Annotated in this window: 12 protein-coding genes and 1 tRNA gene; 10 read left to right on the top strand and 3 right to left on the bottom strand. The window is 72.4% G+C overall.

Going from position 1 to position 16091, the window contains the following annotated elements; genetic code table 11:
- Positions 1 to 73: 73 nt before the first annotated feature.
- Complete coding sequence (locus LQK89_RS03920) at positions 74 to 916, bottom strand: M15 family metallopeptidase (RefSeq protein ID WP_231050266.1); 843 nt, start codon at positions 914 to 916, stop codon at positions 74 to 76.
- A 461-nt stretch (positions 917 to 1377) separates the two neighbouring features.
- Between LQK89_RS03920 and hisS the strand changes: the two genes are divergently transcribed.
- The 7 genes from hisS to LQK89_RS03955 all read left to right on the top strand — a co-directional run bounded on the left by hisS (position 1378) and on the right by LQK89_RS03955 (position 8663).
- A complete protein-coding gene (gene hisS / locus LQK89_RS03925; protein WP_231050267.1) occupies positions 1378 to 2622 on the top strand; it encodes a histidine--tRNA ligase in 1245 nt (414 codons plus the stop codon).
- Between the two features lie 94 nt (positions 2623 to 2716).
- Positions 2717 to 4000 (top strand): phosphopyruvate hydratase, encoded by a 1284-nt coding sequence (gene eno / locus LQK89_RS03930; protein ID WP_058742296.1) that lies wholly within the window; start codon positions 2717 to 2719, stop codon positions 3998 to 4000.
- A 394-nt stretch (positions 4001 to 4394) separates the two neighbouring features.
- Positions 4395 to 4952 carry an FtsB family cell division protein gene (locus tag LQK89_RS03935; protein WP_231050268.1) on the top strand — a complete coding sequence of 186 codons (558 nt, stop codon included), beginning with the start codon at positions 4395 to 4397 and terminating at the stop codon, positions 4950 to 4952.
- Between the two features lie 35 nt (positions 4953 to 4987).
- Positions 4988 to 5536, top strand: coding sequence for a DUF501 domain-containing protein (locus LQK89_RS03940; protein WP_231050269.1), 549 nt, complete (start codon positions 4988 to 4990; stop codon positions 5534 to 5536).
- A gap of 43 nt (positions 5537 to 5579) precedes the next feature.
- A complete protein-coding gene (locus LQK89_RS03945; protein ID WP_114848905.1) occupies positions 5580 to 7055 on the top strand; it encodes an NAD(P)/FAD-dependent oxidoreductase in 1476 nt (491 codons plus the stop codon).
- Between the two features lie 87 nt (positions 7056 to 7142).
- Positions 7143 to 7216 (top strand) — tRNA-Leu (locus LQK89_RS03950).
- A gap of 97 nt (positions 7217 to 7313) precedes the next feature.
- A complete protein-coding gene (locus LQK89_RS03955) occupies positions 7314 to 8663 on the top strand; it encodes a threonine/serine exporter family protein (protein ID WP_231050270.1) in 1350 nt (449 codons plus the stop codon).
- Positions 8664 to 8769: 106 nt separating this feature from the next.
- On the opposite strand, the gene LQK89_RS03960 is transcribed toward LQK89_RS03955, so the two are convergent.
- Complete coding sequence (locus LQK89_RS03960; protein WP_231050271.1) at positions 8770 to 11256, bottom strand: Ig-like domain-containing protein; 2487 nt, start codon at positions 11254 to 11256, stop codon at positions 8770 to 8772.
- Positions 11257 to 11498: 242 nt separating this feature from the next.
- On the opposite strand from LQK89_RS03960, the gene LQK89_RS03965 reads away from it, so the two are divergent.
- The gene (locus tag LQK89_RS03965; protein WP_141860500.1) at positions 11499 to 12080 is read left to right on the top strand and encodes a LemA family protein; all 582 of its coding nucleotides are present in this window, start codon (positions 11499 to 11501) and stop codon (positions 12078 to 12080) included.
- Positions 12081 to 12141: 61 nt separating this feature from the next.
- Here LQK89_RS03965 and LQK89_RS03970 read toward each other — a convergent pair whose 3' ends face one another.
- Positions 12142 to 13404: a winged helix-turn-helix domain-containing protein gene (locus LQK89_RS03970; protein WP_231050272.1), complete on the bottom strand. Its 1263-nt coding sequence runs from the start codon at positions 13402 to 13404 to the stop codon at positions 12142 to 12144.
- A 93-nt stretch (positions 13405 to 13497) separates the two neighbouring features.
- On the opposite strand from LQK89_RS03970, the gene LQK89_RS03975 reads away from it, so the two are divergent.
- Together LQK89_RS03975 and ilvA are read left to right on the top strand one after the other, a co-directional pair.
- Positions 13498 to 14736, top strand: coding sequence for an AI-2E family transporter (locus LQK89_RS03975; protein ID WP_114848908.1), 1239 nt, complete (start codon positions 13498 to 13500; stop codon positions 14734 to 14736).
- Between the two features lie 90 nt (positions 14737 to 14826).
- Positions 14827 to 16086, top strand: coding sequence for a threonine ammonia-lyase (ilvA, locus tag LQK89_RS03980; protein ID WP_175326950.1), 1260 nt, complete (start codon positions 14827 to 14829; stop codon positions 16084 to 16086).
- The last annotated feature ends 5 nt before the right edge of the window (positions 16087 to 16091 follow it).

A 16091-nucleotide genomic window follows, 5' to 3' on the forward strand; every position in this document is an offset into this window, starting at 1 on the left:
CGCAACGCCCCTGGCCGGCATGCTCGACCCGTCGAGTCGGCCGTGCCGGGCAGGGGCGTTGGAGCGTCCCCGCTCAGGCGTACGGAGCGTTCTTCGACGTGATGTCCGTGAATCCAGCGAGCAGAATGCCCGACTGCTTGTCGTAGAACGGAATGCCCATTGCGACGAACACGTCCTTTCGTGCAATACCGGATGCCGCGTCGAGGCCGCCCATGGCGATGTTGTACTTCGTCTTCGCGCCGATGTCCGCGAGCCAAAGCCCCGTGTTGTCCCCGATCATCACTACTTTGCCCATGTCGTCGTCCTCCGGTGGTTTCGGTGTTGTTGGTTGATTCGGTACGGTGGCGGAGCCGAGAACGTACTCCCAGTGCCAGGGCTCTACTTGACTGAATGTGCCTCCGGCCCACCACCAGCCGTACGCGCGAGAATTGGCCTTGAGCCAGTTGTGGCCCGGAGTCCCAGCGACGGTGATCGGGAACGAGAAGTCGACGGCGGTGGCCCAGCCGTGGTTCGACGTCCCCGGGACCGCGGCGAGATTGCCCCGGCCTGCCTTGTACTCGTTGTAGAGGTACTGCTGACGAGCGAGGTCCCGGTAGCCCTCTGTTATGCCGAGCGTCGTTCCGAGTGCCGAGGCGTAGGCGGTTCGGAGCCGGGTCATGCTCGATGCTGCTTCAGGATGCAGGAGCACTCCCGCGACGGATGCAAGCGCGGACGTCGGGATCTGGCCGTTCGCGTACCCACCCCATCCCGTAGCCGCGTCCGCGGACCGGGCATCGGTGAGCACCACTGAACCGACTCCGGCCGCGGCGATCAGGGCGCCGATCCCCCCGAGTGCTGTCCGCCGGCTGACACCTCTCGGTGTTCGATCTTCGTCTTTCACATCGTCCCCTCCGCGTTCTCGATCGACCTCGATCATGCTCAATTCAAGGGGAACGTTAGTCATCGGAACAAAGCGGGACAAGAGATGTTCGGTCGTCACTTCTGCGGACTTGACGAGTTCAATGCCCTGATGTAGAGAATGATTCCTCTCGGCCCGGGATCACTCCGCCAGGTCGGCATCGGGATCGCTGAGAAAACGGTGTCGCCCGCGGTTCATCATTAGTGGAAACGCGAGCAGCGTCGTCGCGATTCGATCGCAGAGAGGGCGGGCGTCCTCCCAACCCGAAAAAGGAGGACGCCCGCGAGCGGGCCACGGCGCGCCAGGGAACGCGCCGACAGGGACACCCGCTCGAACCGCGGGGCCTGTTGCAGCACATCGGCCCCGCGAACGGCCCGGTGATCGGATCAGGAGACCACCGGACCGAGGTTCTGCATGCAGAGTATCAGTGGGTCGGTGCTCGTGCAAGCGCGGCGTCGGACTCTGGCAGGATTGCGGGCATGGCGACGACCGTGACGGCTCCCCGTGGCATGCGTGACTTCCTCCCCGCGGAGAAGGCCCGTCGGGAGCACGTCCTCGGCGTGATCCGTGGCGTGTACGCGCGACACGGCTTCGACGAGATCGAGACGCCCGTGGTCGAGGACGCGGCGCGCCTGCACTCCGGTCTCGGCGGCGACAACGAGAAGCTCGCGTTCGCGGTCATGAAGCGCGGGCTGTCCACCGAGGACCTGCAGCGTGCCGAGGCGCCGCTCGACCTCGCCGACCTCGGGCTCCGGTTCGACCTCACGGTCCCGCTCGCCCGCTTCTACGCCTCGCACCGTTCGGAGCTGCCCACGGTCTTCCGCTCGGTGCAGATCGCGCCCGTCTGGCGTGCCGAGCGCCCGCAGAAGGGCCGCTACCGCCAGTTCGTGCAGTGCGACATCGACGTGCTCGGTGAGCCCGGGCAGCTCGCCGAGATCGAACTGATCCGTGCGACCACGGCGGCGCTCGACGCCCTCGGGATCGCGGGGACGACGATCCGGATCAACGACCGCCGGATCCTGCTCGGGCTCCTCGCCTCGTGGGGCATCACCGAGCCAGCGATGGCGGACCGGGCCCTCATCACGATCGACAAGCTCGACAAGATCGGGGCCGACGGCGTCGCCGCCGAACTGCGCGAGGTCGTCGGGGCGGAGCTGCCCGGGCTCGAGGACACGATCCGTGCGCTCGAGTCCGCCGACTGGGACACGGTCCGGGGCGCTGCCTGGCTGGAGCCCGACGCGTTCGCCGACCTCCTGCGCCTGCGGGAGGCCCTGCCGGGGGTCGACCTGCGCTTCGACCCGACGCTCGTGCGCGGCATGGGCTACTACACGGGCACGATCTTCGAGGTCGCGCACCCGGACTTCGGCTACAGTCTCGGCGGCGGCGGCCGGTACGACGGCATGATCGGCCGATTCCTCGGCCAGGACGTCCCGGCGGTGGGCTTCTCGCTCGGCTTCGAGCGGCTAGTCGACCTCGTGACGCTCCCGGAGTCCGCCGAGTCCGACGCCGTCGTGCTCGTTCACGACAAGGACGTCGACCCGGTCCGACTCGCCGCGCTCAAGGCCGAGGCGCTCGAGTCGCACCGGCGGGTCCGGCTGGAGCGCCGGACGAAGAACACCAAGAACCTGCTGGCCGGGCTCGCCGCGCAGGGCTTCGACGCCTTCGCCTCGGTCCGCGCCGACACCGAGACGCTCGAGGGTGTGGAGTTCCGTCCGCTCACCTGAGCCGTCCACAGCGGGCGTCACGCGGAACGTGGCGTCCACGCGGCCTCGCTAGGATCGGGTCCGCAACCACCAACCAACGTGTAGGGAGTACCCCGTGGCCGTGATCGATGCCGTAGGAGCACGCGAAGTCCTCGATTCCCGAGGCAACCCGACGGTCGAGGTCGAGGTCCTCCTCGACGACGGCGTGGTCTCGCGCGCGCTCGTCCCGTCCGGTGCATCCACCGGTGCGTTCGAGGCGTACGAGCTCCGTGACGGCGACGCGAACCGCTACGGCGGCAAGGGCGTCCTGAAGGCCGTCGACGCCGTCCTCGACGAGATCGGCCCGGCGCTCGAGGGCTTCGACGCCACCGACCAGCGCCTCGTCGACGCCGCGCTCATCGAGCTCGACGGGACCGAGAACAAGTCGCGCCTCGGTGCGAACGCGATCCTCGGTGCCTCGCTCGCCGTCGCCCGCGCCGCCGCCGACTCGGCCGACCTGCCGCTGTTCCGCTACCTCGGTGGCCCGAACGCGCACACGCTGCCGGTCCCGCTGATGAACGTCGTCAACGGTGGTGCCCACGCGGACACCAACGTCGACATCCAGGAGTTCTTCCTCGTGCCCTACGGCGCCGAGAGCTTCTCCGAGGCGCTCCGCTGGGGTGTCGAGACGTACCACGCCCTCAAGGGTGAGCTGAAGAAGCAGGGCCTCGCGACGGGCCTCGGCGACGAGGGCGGCTTCGCCCCCGAGCTCGCCTCGAACCGCGCCGCCCTCGACTTCCTGCTCGCCGCGATCGAGAAGGCCGGCTTCACCCCGGGCAAGGACATCGCGCTCGGCCTCGACGTCGCCGCGACCGAGTTCTTCCACGACGGCAAGTACGCGTTCGAGGGCAAGCAGCTCTCGAGCGAGGAGTTCACCGGGTACTTCTCGGACCTCGTCGCGAACTACCCGCTCGTCACCATCGAGGACGCCCTGGCCGAGGACGACTGGGAGGGCTGGAAGCACCTGACCGCCGAGCTCGGCTCGAAGCTCCAGCTCGTCGGCGACGACCTGTACGTCACGAACCCGAAGCGCCTCCAGCGCGGCATCGACGAGCAGGCCGGCAACTCGATCCTGGTCAAGGTGAACCAGATCGGCACGCTGACCGAGACCCTCGACGCCGTCTCCCTGGCGCACCGCCACGGCATGACCGCGATCCTGTCGCACCGCTCGGGCGAGACCGAGGACACCACGATCGCGGACATCGCGGTCGCCGTCGACGGTGGGCAGATCAAGACCGGCGCCCCGGCCCGTTCGGACCGTGTCGCGAAGTACAACCAGCTCCTCCGCATCGAGGAAGAGCTCGGCGACGCCGCGGTCTACGCCGGCCGCACGGCGTTCCCGCGCGCGGCCGCGCTGTAACCCGCTGCACCACCGAGACGCCGTCCTCCTCCGGGAGGGCGGCGTCTCGTCGTTGCCCCGGCTCCGCCCCCCGTCGAGCGGGCCACATCTGGCACACTCGGCCCCGCGCGGCGACCGGTTTCGCCCGCTCGACGGACCACCGGCGGCGTGTTGTGCCCGCTCGGGGCGACGGGGGTGACGGGGGCGACGGCGCGGCGGGGAGCATGGGCGGGAGCACGGGCCACGGAGCGACAGGGTGACAGGACGATGGCGAACGCGGTCGGCGGAAGCGACCACACGCCAGGACGGGACCGGCGGGGCGGGCCCGCACCGCGCCTCCAGGCCGGCTGGGAGGCGACCCCACGCCCGCGTGCCGGTCCCGGTCTGACCCGCCCCGTCGGGTTATCGTCGTGACGTGCCCAGCCAGAAGCCCCGCGTCCGCCGCGTCCCCGTGGCCATGCCGGCGACCGGCGGCCACGAACAGCCGTGGTACCGGACCATCCGGTTCTCCGGCTTCAGCCTGCTCATGCTCGCGATCATCGTGCTGTTCGTCGTGGTGCTCGCACCCTCGCTCCGGACGCTCGTGCAGCAGCAGGAGCAGATCGCCCAGCAGCAGCGCGAAGTCGCCGCGCAGAAGGCCGACGTCGCGCAGAAGAAGCAGGACGTCGCCCGCTGGGACGACCCGGCGTACATCGAGGCGCAGGCCCGCGACCGGCTGCTCTACGTCTACCCGGGCGAGGAGAGCTACCTGGTGATGGGGTCCGGCGAGGGCTCCGGGGACACGAAGGCCCGCACCGACTCGGGCAGCCCGGTGAGCTCGACCGTGCAGACGCCGAAGGTCGACTGGGTGCAGGCGATGCTGTCCTCGGTGCTCGAGTCCGGGCTGACGAAGAAGACCACCGACCAGCTCGTCGCACCGGACGTCTCGGGCACCGGCGACCCCACGGGCGCGGCCAGCAGCGACACGAAGTAGGCCGAGCGCCGGGACTCGGGTAGGCTCACGTGCCCGTGACGACCCCTCCCTTCGACCCGCCCTCCGAGCACGACGTCCAGGTCGTGTCGGCGCAGCTCGGCCGACCGGCGCGCGACGTCATCGGGATCGCGGCACGCTGCGTCTGCGGCAACCCCACCGTCGTGTCCACGAAGCCGCGGCTGGGCAACGGCACCCCGTTCCCGACGCTCTACTACCTGTGCCACCCGGCGGCCACCGCCGCCGTGAGCACTCTCGAGGCGAACCAGGTCATGCCGGAACTGGCGGCCCTGCTCGAGGACGAGACCGTGGCGGCGCAGTACCGTGCCGCGCACGAGTCCTACCTGGCCGACCGTGAGTCGATCGAGCACGTCGACGAGATCGACGGCATCAGCGCCGGTGGCATGCCCACCCGCGTGAAGTGCCTGCACGCGCTCGTCGGCCACGCCCTCGCTGCCGGACCCGGCGTCAACCCCATCGGCGACCTCGCGCTCGAGCGCATCGAGTGGTCGCCCTCCCGGTGCGAGTGCCGGGCGTATGATGGCATGGCAGACGCCGGAGTCGGGGCGGGTGGCGGCGAACTCTGACCAGCCTCCCGGCAACCACCCCACTCCAAGGAGATCATCCCCCGTGCCCAAGATCCTCGTCGTCGGCGGCGGTTACGCCGGTTTCTACACCGCCTGGAAGCTCGAGAAGCACCTTCGTCAGGGCGAAGCCGAGGTCACCATGGTGGACCCGCTGCCCTACATGACGTACCAGCCGTTCCTGCCCGAGGTGGCCGCCGGTTCGATCGAGCCGCGTCACGCGGTCGTCTCGCACCGTCGTCACCTCAAGAAGACCCGCGTCGTCACGGCGAAGGTCACGAAGGTCGACCACGCCACCAAGACCGCGACGATCACCCCGGCCGAGGGCGAGGCGTGGGAGGAGTCCTACGACCAGATCGTCATGACCGCCGGTGCCGTCTCCCGCACGTTCCCGATCCCGGGCGTCGCGGACGAGGCCATCGGGCTGAAGACCATCGAGGAAGCCGCGGCGATCCGCGACAAGATCCTCGTGAACTTCCACAAGGCAGCGACCCTGCCGGCCGGTCCCGAGCGTGACCGCCTGCTCACGGTCGTCGTCGTCGGTGGTGGCTTCGCCGGCATCGAGGTGTTCGCCGAGCTCCGCTCCTTCGCGTCCGACCTGCTCAAGAGCTACCCCGAGCTGTCCTTCGACGACACGCACTTCCACCTCGTCGAGGCGATGGGCCGCATCATGCCCGAGGTGTCGCTCGAGACCTCGCACTGGGTGCTCGAGAACCTCGCGTCCCGCGGCGCCACCGTGCACCTCGAGACGCAGCTCGCCTCGGCCGAGGGCGGCGTCTGCCAGCTCAAGGCGAAGGACGACTCGATCGAGACCATCGAGTCCGACCTCATCATCTGGACCGCCGGCGTCATGGCGAACCCGATGGTCAAGGGCACCGACTTCCCGCTCGAGCAGCGCGGCCGCATCCGCGTCCAGCCCGACCTGCGGGTCGTGGACGACGAGGGTGTCGTCGCCGACGCGTGGGCCTGCGGCGACGTCGCGGCCGTGCCGGACCTCACCGGCGGCGGCGTGGGCGGCTTCTGCGTCCCGAACGCCCAGCACGCGGTCCGTCAGGCCAAGCAGCTCGCGAAGAACCTCGTCGCCGTGCTCCGTGGCGAGGCGACGAACGACTACAAGCACGAGAACCTCGGCGCCGTCGCGGGCCTCGGTCTCGGCATCGGTGTCTTCCAGTCCGGCAAGTTCGCGATGAAGGGCTTCCTCGCCTGGGGCGCCCACCGCGGCTACCACGGCCTGGCGATGCCGTCGTGGGAGCGCAAGTGGCGCGTCATCGGCGACTGGGTGGGTGGCTTCTTCCTCGGCCGCGACATCGCGTCGCTCGACGACCGCGAGACCCCTCGTGCTTCGTTCGAGGCCTGGGCCTCGCGTCCGAAGCCCGCGGTCGAGGCGTCGGCTCCGGCCGCCGCGGCGCCGGCCCCGGAGGAGGGCAAGCCCGCCGACGCGGCCGGCCCCGCGTACGCGACGCCCGCCGAGGACGTCTCGAAGGACGCGCAGCCGGTCGAGGCCGCTGCCGACGCCAAGTAGGCGTCGCACCGCACGCACGCACGACACGACGGCCGTCGGCCCGGTGGGGCGGCGGCCGTCGTCGCGTCGGTAGGCTGTTGCGGCTGCGCCCCCGTGGCCCAACCGGTAGAGGCATGCGACTTAAAATCGCCGAGTTGTGGGTTCGAGTCCCACCGGGGGTACGGAACGGGTCCCGTCGTCCGGGTCGCAACGGCCTGGAGGCACGGGGCGGCCCCGCCCCGTCCGTCGCCACTGCGAGGACCACCTAGCATCGTGTCCGTGGTCGGACTCGGAAGCGCCCTCGCGAACCTGCGCAACGCCCTCGGACGCCCCGAGGCCCACGTCGAGGTCGTCGACGGCGAGACCGTCCCCACCGGCATGCTCCTCGGCACGCTCGGCGCCCTGCTCCTCGACGCCGGCAGCTCCGTCACCGACGTCCGCTCGGCGCTCGAGAAGGCCCGCGACGCCGCCGGGGTGGGGCCGACCCTCGCCGTGGGGGTCCTGCCCGCGCTCGTGATGGTGAGCGAGGTCGCGACGGGCGCCGCCACGATCGTGAACGCCGAGGGCATCGAGCTCTCCTCGCGCCAGGCAGCCCGCGCGAACCGGCTCGTGCTCGGCCTGGAGAGCGGGTCGATCGGCCTCGCCGAGATCCCCGCCCGCGTCCGGGCCATCCGCGCGGGCACCGTGCCGCCGCCGGCCCTGCCGTGGATCGTCGGCAACGCCCTGACCTCGGCGGGCCTCGCGGTGGTGTTCCGCTGCCCCTGGTGGGCGGTCCTGCTCGCGCTCGGCGTCGGCGCCCTCGTCGGGGTGATCAGCTTCGTGCTGCGCCGCTTCCGCGAGGCCGTCGCGATCATCCCGTTCCTCGGGGCCTTCGTCTCGACGAGCATCGTCGGCCTCGTCGCCGCCGGCACCGGCTTCGACCACGTGCCCCTGTTCGCCGTGTGCGCGCCCGTCGCGGTGTTCGTCCCGGGTGCGCTCATCACGAACGCGCTGCTCGAGCTCACCGCGGCGGACATCGTCACCGGGTCGTCGCGGCTCGTCCAGGGGCTCATCACGCTCGGCTTCATGGCCGCGGGCATCGCCGCCGGCAGCGCGCTCACCGGACTGCGGGTCGACCCGGCCTCCGCGGCGCTCGTGGGGGAGGTCGCCGGCATCGGCACGGACCGCGGTGGGTGGGAGGCCGTGCCGTCCTACTGGGTGTCGTGGGTGGCTGTCGTCGGGCTCGCGGTCGGCCTCGGCCTGGTGTTCCGGTCCGGGTGGCGGCTGACGCTCGTGTCCGTCGCCGTCATGGTCACCGCCTACGCGGTGGTGAGCGGCACGACGCCGGTGTGGGGGAGCGTCGTCGCGACGGGAGCGGCGGCGGCCCTGCTGTTCGTCGCGACCCGACTGCTGGAGCGGCTCGTGCCCGTCATCCCGGCGACCGTGTCGTTCTTCCCCGCGTTCCTGCTCCTCGTCCCCGGGACGGTCGGGCTGGTGGCGGTCGCGACGTTCGACCCGCAGGCGCTCGGCGTCCCCCTCGCGACGTTCGTGTCGCTGTGCATCGGCACGAAGATCGGCGGCCTCCTGCCCGGGCTCTTCGCACGCAACGCGCCGCACCCGCGCGCGGACGCGACCGACGCGGCCGGCTGAGCGCGGCGGTCACCGGGACGGGACGGACGCCGGACGGGAGGCGCGTGGCGGGCCCGCCCCGTGCCTCCCGTCCGGTGTGCACGCACCACGTGACGGACGTCGCGGTTCAGCGGGCCGTGTCGCCGCCGACGGCGGCGCCGGGTCGGCGCTGCCACCACCAGCCGACGACCAGGAGGGCCACCGCGGCCGTCGCGACGGCGGTGACGACCCCGGTGCCCGTCGGTCGGATCGCCGAGCCGACGTAGACCGCGGCCGCGAGGGCGAGGGACGCGACCGCGAACCCGACGTACCGGCCCCGTGCCGCGTCCAGCAGCGTGGCGCCCGCGGAGCCGGCGACCGGGACGAGCGACACGACCAGCGCACCGATGCCGCCGACGCAGAGCGTGGTGGCGAACTCGGAGCCGAGCGCGGCCCAGAAGCCGGTGTCCGGCGTGACGGAGTGCAGCACCCAGCCGACCGCGGTGACGACGAGGAGTGCGCCGGTGCGGGCGGTGGCGCTGCGGACACCCGCGGCCAGACCGGAGCCGAGACGGAGTGCGCCGGTGTCGGCTCCCGGGCGGCCGACCGGGACGAGGACGGCGCCCACGACCAGGGCGGGGGAGACGTCCGTCGTCCGGGTGAGCGCGCAGGCGACGAGCGCGGCGAGGACGAGCCACGGCGAGACGCGGAAGCCGACCGTGCCGCGGTCGCGCCCCGCAGCCCAGCGGGTCGCGACCACCACGGCCGCGGTGAGCACGGCCGAGCCGGCGAGCACGGCGACGGCGAGGCGGACGTAGCGGGCCTCCAGACCGACCCCGACGCCGAGCAGCGTCGCGACCGTGACGACCCCGACACCGAGCGCGACGGCTGCCCAGGTGGGCAGCACGTCGTCGCCGAGGCGACGCTCGGCGCGCGTGCGGTTCCGGCCGAGGACGCCGGCGAAGGGGTTGCGGAGCCACGCGGTCCGGATGCGTCCCCGCGCCGCCGCACCGACGAGGGCGAGCGGCGTCGTGACGAGGACCAGGAACCCGGCGGCGACCGCGGTCGCCACGAGGACGGTGCCCCACGAGAACGACGCTGCCAGCGACGGCACCCCGCGGTCGTAGGTCGTCGCGGCCGCCCAGTCGCCAGCGGGACCGGACCAGTCCGGGACGCCGCGGCTCCCGGGGTCGCCCGCGGTGCCGCCGCCACCCGTCGTGCCGCCGGGGCCGCTGCTCGCGCTGCCCGGCGCGCCGACGCCGCCCGCGGTCGGCGTCGTGCCGGGCGTGGCGCCCGCGGTCCGGCCCGGGGGACCGGTCGGCGATGCGTTCGACGCCGTGCTCGACGGGGTGCCAGGTGCCGTGCTCGGGGACGTGGTGGAGCCGCTCGCCCGGACACGGATCGCGGGGGAGGACGGGGAGACGTTGCCCGCGGCGTCCTGCTGCAGGGCGGTGACCGCGTGCGTGCCCCCGCTCAGGACCGAACCCTCGGTCGAGCAGCGCCAGCGGCCGTCGTCGCCGACCCGGGTGCGGCAGACCGGAGCGCGGTCGACGTACGCCGTGACGGTGGCGCCCGGCTCGCCCGAGCCCGCGATCGTGGTCCCCGCGGCGTCGATCGTCGACCCGGACCGCGGCGTCTCGATGCGCGGGGCGGACGGCGGCGTGCGGTCGAGCGTGACAGTGCGCGGCGTGGACGAGGCACTGCGGAGGTCCGACCGGTAGCCGCCCGCGGTGCTCGCCGTCTGCGAGGCCGTCACGGTGAGGCGGCCGTCCTGCGCGGCGACCGACCCGAGCGCCACGGTCCAGGTGCCGTCGGCGCGCACGGTGGCGACCGCCTCGCCGCGGGCGCCGACGACGCCGACGGTGACCGTCGCGCCGGGCAGGCCCGTGCCCGAGAGCGGACCCGCGGTCGGACCGGCGGTGGTGACGGACGGCGGGACGACGACGTCCGAGGCGGGGGCGCTCGACGAGCCCAGTGCGGTGTCGTCGCGGTCCGTGACGCTGAACACCTGCTGCGGACCCGAGCGGACCGTCGCCATGCAGGCCCAGGAACCGTCGGTGCCCACCGTGGTCGTGCAGCCCGTCCCGCCCGGACCGGTGATCCGGACGGTGTGTCCGGGGGTGCCGGTCCCGTGCAGGCGGACGGTCGCGGTCGTCACGTCGCCGGGGTCGGCGATGGTCGGGCGGACGGCGGGGCGGTCGGTGGGGGTCGGTGTCGGGGAGCCGGAGCCCGAGCCGCCGGCGTCGGGTGGGAGCGAGCCGAGCAGGGGCGCCGGGGTGCCCGTGGGGGCGGGTGTGGCGGTGCGCTGCGCGGGTGTGGCGGCTGCTGCGGCTGTCGTGTCGGCTGTGCCGTCGGTCTCGGTGGTGGTGGCTGCGGTTGTGGCGGCGTCCGGCGTGGCTCCGTCGGGCCTCGCGGTGCTGGTCGTGGACGTGGACGTGGACGTGGACGTGAACGTGAACGTGGTGGCAGCCGTCGCCTCGGCCGGGGTGCCCAGCACGAGCGCGCCGGACAGGGCCAGCGCCGCCGCCGCGGACAGGGCGGCGACCGTGCCGACGAGTCGCCGGGCGCGGGGTCGACGGACGCGGCCGTCGCCCCCGACGGCCGTCTCGTCCACGTTGTCCCCGCGCGTGTTCACCGCCTCCATCAGACGTGATCCGCGCGCCGTGGTCAATCCGCCGCACGGATGATGTGTCCGACGGTGCACGAGCCCGCACGGCGCCCGGACGCCCGGTGGACGCCACTCGGGAATCACCCGTGAACCGTGGCCGCGGTCGGTCCTCCCGGGAGCGCCTCGGTAGGATCGTGGGCGGCCCTCGCACGGCCATGCACCGCCCGCGGCACGCCGCGCGGTACCCGACGCGCAAAGGAGTACGCCCGATGGACACCGGACTCGTCACGACGCTCATCGTCGTCGCCGTGGTGGTGGTCCTGCTCGTCGTGGTCGGGATCGCCCTCTGGTCGAGCTACCGGTCGCTGATGTCCCTCACGGGGCGGGTCGACGCCTCGTGGAACGACGTCGCCACCCACCTGCAGCGTCGCGCGGACCTCATCCCCACGATCGTCGAGACCGTCCAGGGCTACGCCACGCACGAGAAGGCCGTCTTCGCGGACGTCAGCAAGGCCCGGGCGGAGACGCTCAGTGCCGCGGACGCCCCGAGCGCCTCGGTGGCCGAGGGCCACATGCAGAAGGCCCTGAAGAGCGTGTTCTCCGTCGCCGAGGGCTACCCGCAGCTCCAGTCGAGCCAGGCGTTCCTGCAGCTGCAGTCCGAGCTCGTCGAGACCGAGGACCGCATCCAGGCCGCGCGACGCTCGTACAACGGCGGCGTCCGCGAGCTGAACACCAAGATCAAGCACTTCCCCACGTCGACGTTCGCGAAGAGCAAGGGCGTGCAGGAGGCGTCGTTCTTCGAGACCGCCGAGCCCTCGGCCATCGCCGAACCCCCGCGCGTCCAGTTCTGACCGCGTCGGGCCCGGTCGCCCCGCAGCGCGACCGGTGAACCCGCAGCGCGACCGCTGACCGTCAGGTCACGTCATCCGGCGTCGACTCGGGAGCGTCGGCGTCGTCCGCTGCGACGTGCGGCACGAGCGGCACACCGAGCGCCCCGGCAACGGCTGCCGCAGCGGTGCCGCGGTCGGTGACCTCGACGCCGTCGAGTCCCTGCCAGGCCGCGGTCCGCCGCAGGGTCTCCGCGAGCCGCTCGGCGTCCAGGTGTTCCCCGGGCTCCTGCCACGCCGTCCGGACCCGGAGCACCCCGCCTTGCCGGTCGCTCTTCAGGTCGATCCGCCCGGTCAGCCGGTCGTCCTGCAGGACCGGCAGCACGTAGTAGCCGAACACCCGCTTGGGCGCCGGCGTGTAGATCTCGATCCGGTAGTGGAAGCCGTACATCCGCTCGGCCCGGCGACGGAACCACACGACCGGGTCGAAGGGGCTCAGCACGGCGTCCGCGGTCAGGCGTCGGGGCACCCGGGCATCGGCGTGCAGCCAGGCCCGCTCCTTCCAGCCCTCGACCGTCACCGGCACGAGCTCGCCGCGTTCGACGAGCTCGGCCACGGCCGCGGCGGTGTCGTCCGAGCGCAGCCGGAAGTAGTCGGCGAGGTCCGCGCGCGTCGCGACGCCGAGCGCACGGCCCGCGCGCCGCACGAGCTCGGTGACGGCGGAGGTCCGGTCGGGGGCGGTCTCGAGGGCCCCGGGCGCCAGGACCTGCTCGGGCAGCGCGTAGACGCGTTCGAAGCCGAACCGCCCGGCGCTCACGACCTCGCCCCAGCGGAACAGCTGCTCGAGCCCGGTCTTCACGTCGCTCCACCCCCACCACGGCCCCCGGCGGACGTTCGCCTCGTGCTCGACGGCGCTCGCGGGCATCGGCCCCTCGGCCCGGAGCAGGGCGAGCAGCTCGCGTCGGACACCGGCGGTCCGCTCGACGCCCTCGATCCGGTTCGGCCGGGCGTCGCGCTCCCGGAACGCGTCCATGCGCCAGCGGAACAGCGGCAGGTCGGTGCGGGCGACGAAGGCCGCCTCGTGCGCCCAGTACTCGGCGTACGGTCCGCGCCGGGTCATCGTCAGGCGGTCCAGCGTGGCCCGGTCGTACGACCCGAGCCGGGCGAACAGCGGCAGGTAGTGGCTCCGCTCGAACACGTTCACGGAGTCGATCTGCAGCAGCCCGAGCCGTGCGAACCCTGCCGTGAGCGTCCGGGTCGACACGGTGTCGGCGGGGGCGGCGCCGAAGCCCTGCGCCGCGAGCGCGACCCGTCGTGCCTCGGCGGCGGAGAGCGTCGTCCTGACCATGGGGACGACGCTACCGAGCCGCGCCGACACGGCCGCCTGACGCGTATGCCGCATCTGGAACGTCCGATGTGCCGCGTCGGTACACTCGCGGGCATGGCCTGGGGCAAGAAGACGCATCCCGATCCCGTCGTCGAGGACTCGGTGCCCACCGGCATGCGGATCGCCGGTGCCTGGTCGTGGCGCGTGCTCGTCGTGCTCGGGGTCGTCGCGGTGGTCATCTACCTCGTCACGCTGTTCAGCGAGGTGCTCATCCCGTTCCTCATCGGCATCGTCGTCGCGGCGCTCCTCGTGCCGCTGTCGAACTGGATGCAGCGGCACCACGTCCCGAAGTGGATCGCGGTCGTGGTCAGCCTGGTGGGCGGCCTCGCGGCGGTCGCTGGTCTGATCTGGCTCGTCGTCGACCAGATCGCCGCGTCCTACCCGTCCCTGCGCGACCGGACGCTGTCGCAGTACGACACCATCCGCGAGTTCGTCACCAACTCCGGACTCGGGATCAGCCAGGGCGACCTCAACAAGTACCTCAGCCAGGCCACCGACTGGCTCTCGAGCAACTCGGGGTCGATCCTGTCCGGCGTCGCGAGTGCTGGGTCGTCGCTGACGCACCTGCTCGCCGGGCTCTTCGTCGTGATCTTCACCGTGATCTTCCTGCTGATCGACGGCAAGAACGTCTGGCGCTGGACCGTCCGGCTCTTCCCGAAGAAGGCCCGTGCGGCCATCGACGGCGCCGGGGTCGCGGGATGGACCACCCTGACGAGCTTCATCCGCGTGCAGATCTTCGTGGCGTTCGTCGACGCCGTCGGCATCGGCATCGGTGCGGCCGCCCTGCAGCTGCCGCTCGTCATCCCGATCGCGGTGTTCGTGTTCCTCGGCGCGTTCATCCCGGTCGTCGGTGCGATCGTCACCGGCTTCCTCGCCGTCTTCATCGCGCTCATCTTCAACGGCTGGGTCGCCGCGGTGATCATGCTCGGCGTGATCCTCGTGGTGCAGCAGGTCGAGGGGCACATCCTGCAGCCGCTCGTGATGGGCAGCGCGGTCAAGGTGCACCCGCTGGCCGTCGTGCTCGGTGTGACGGCGGCGTCCGGTCTCGCGGGCATCGCCGGGGCGTTCTTCGCGGTGCCGCTCATCGCGACCGTCAACTCCATGGTGACGACGATCGCGAGCGGGCGGTGGAAGGGCCTCGACTCGGACCACGTGCTCGAGGCGAAGCAGCGCGACCACCACGCGAGCGTCGAGGCGAAGCGGAAGCGTCGCTGGCGGAAGCGGCACCCGGACGGCGTGCCCGCTCCCGGCAGCGACGAGCAGCCGACCGCCGCGAAGGGCACCGCGGGCTGACCGCCTCGCGGCGGCACCGCGGGCTGAGCGCCTCCACAGGCCGCTCGTCATGAGTTCGCCGTGCGGCCCGGGAGCGACGATGATGGTCCCGTGACCGACACCACCACGCCCCGACCGCAGACCGCCGCGTACCCGACGCTCGCGGACATCGAGGCCGCGCGGAAGACGATCGCGGGGGTCGCACGCGTCACGCCGATGGAGACGTCGCAGTTCCTCGCCGAGCTGCTCGGCTCGCCAGTGCACCTGAAGTGCGAGAACCTGCAGCGCACCGGCGCGTACAAGGTCCGTGGCGCGTACAACCGCCTCTCCACGCTCAGCCCCGAGCAGCGTGCAGCGGGCGTCGTCGCCGCCAGCGCCGGCAACCACGCGCAGGGCGTCGCGCTCGCCGCCCGGGAGCTCGGCATCCCCGCCACCATCTTCACGCCGGTCGGCGTCGCCCTGCCGAAGCTGCAGGCGACCCGGCACTACGGCGCCGAGGTCGTCCTGCGCGGGCACTCCGTCGAGGAGGCGCTCGTCGCCGCGAAGGACTTCGCCGCCCGGACCGGCGCCGTGTTCATCCCGCCGTTCGACCACCCCGCCGTGATCGCGGGCCAGGGCACCCTCGGCCTCGAGATCATCGACCAGGTGCCGGACGTCGACACCGTGGTCGTGCCGATCGGCGGCGGCGGTGTGATCGCCGGCATCGCCCTGGCCGTGAAGGGCACGGCGGAGCGGCTCGGCCGCGAGATCAAGGTCATCGGCGTCCAGGCCGAGAACGCCGCCGCGTACCCGTCGTCGATCCGAGCGGGGGAGCCGGTCACGGTCGCGACCACGCCGACGATCGCCGACGGCATCGCCGTGGCCCGCCCGGGTGACCTCAACTTCCCGATCATCCGCGACCACGTCGACGAGATCGTCACGGTCTCCGACGACGACACCGCGCGGGCGCTGCTCGTGCTGCTCGAGCGGGCGAAGCTCGTCGTCGAGGCAGCGGGCGCGGTCGGCGTCGCGGCGATCATGTCCGGCGCGGTCAAGGACACCGGCCGCACGGTCGTGCTGCTGAGCGGCGGCAACATCGACCCGCTCATGATGGAGCGCGTGATCACCCGCGGGCTCGTCGCGGCGTCGCGGTACATCGGCATCCGGATCATGCTGCCGGACCGTCCGGGACAGCTCGCCCGTGTCGCGCAGGTCATCTCCGAGGCCGGCGCGAACGTCGTCGAGGTGCTGCACACCCGGCACGGCCAGGGCCTCGTCATCAACGAGGTCGCGCTCGACCTGTCGATCGAGGCCCGCGGCCCCGAGCACGCGCAGGAGGTCATCAAACGCCTGCACGAGGTCGGGTTCCGCCCCGAGCTCCTCGAGCACTAGAGAAC

Source organism: Curtobacterium sp. C1, assembly GCF_021049325.1.
In the GTDB taxonomy this organism is placed as follows: domain Bacteria; phylum Actinomycetota; class Actinomycetes; order Actinomycetales; family Microbacteriaceae; genus Curtobacterium; species Curtobacterium citreum.

Coding starts and splice junctions, on each gene's coding strand:
- LQK89_RS03920 (WP_231050266.1), bottom strand. CDS start 916: ATGATCGAGGTCGATCGAGAACGCGGAGGGGACGATGTGAAAGACGAA.
- hisS (WP_231050267.1), top strand. CDS start 1,378: ATGGCGACGACCGTGACGGCTCCCCGTGGCATGCGTGACTTCCTCCCC.
- LQK89_RS03965 (WP_141860500.1), top strand. CDS start 11,499: ATGGACACCGGACTCGTCACGACGCTCATCGTCGTCGCCGTGGTGGTG.
- LQK89_RS03970 (WP_231050272.1), bottom strand. CDS start 13,404: ATGGTCAGGACGACGCTCTCCGCCGCCGAGGCACGACGGGTCGCGCTC.
- LQK89_RS03975 (WP_114848908.1), top strand. CDS start 13,498: ATGGCCTGGGGCAAGAAGACGCATCCCGATCCCGTCGTCGAGGACTCG.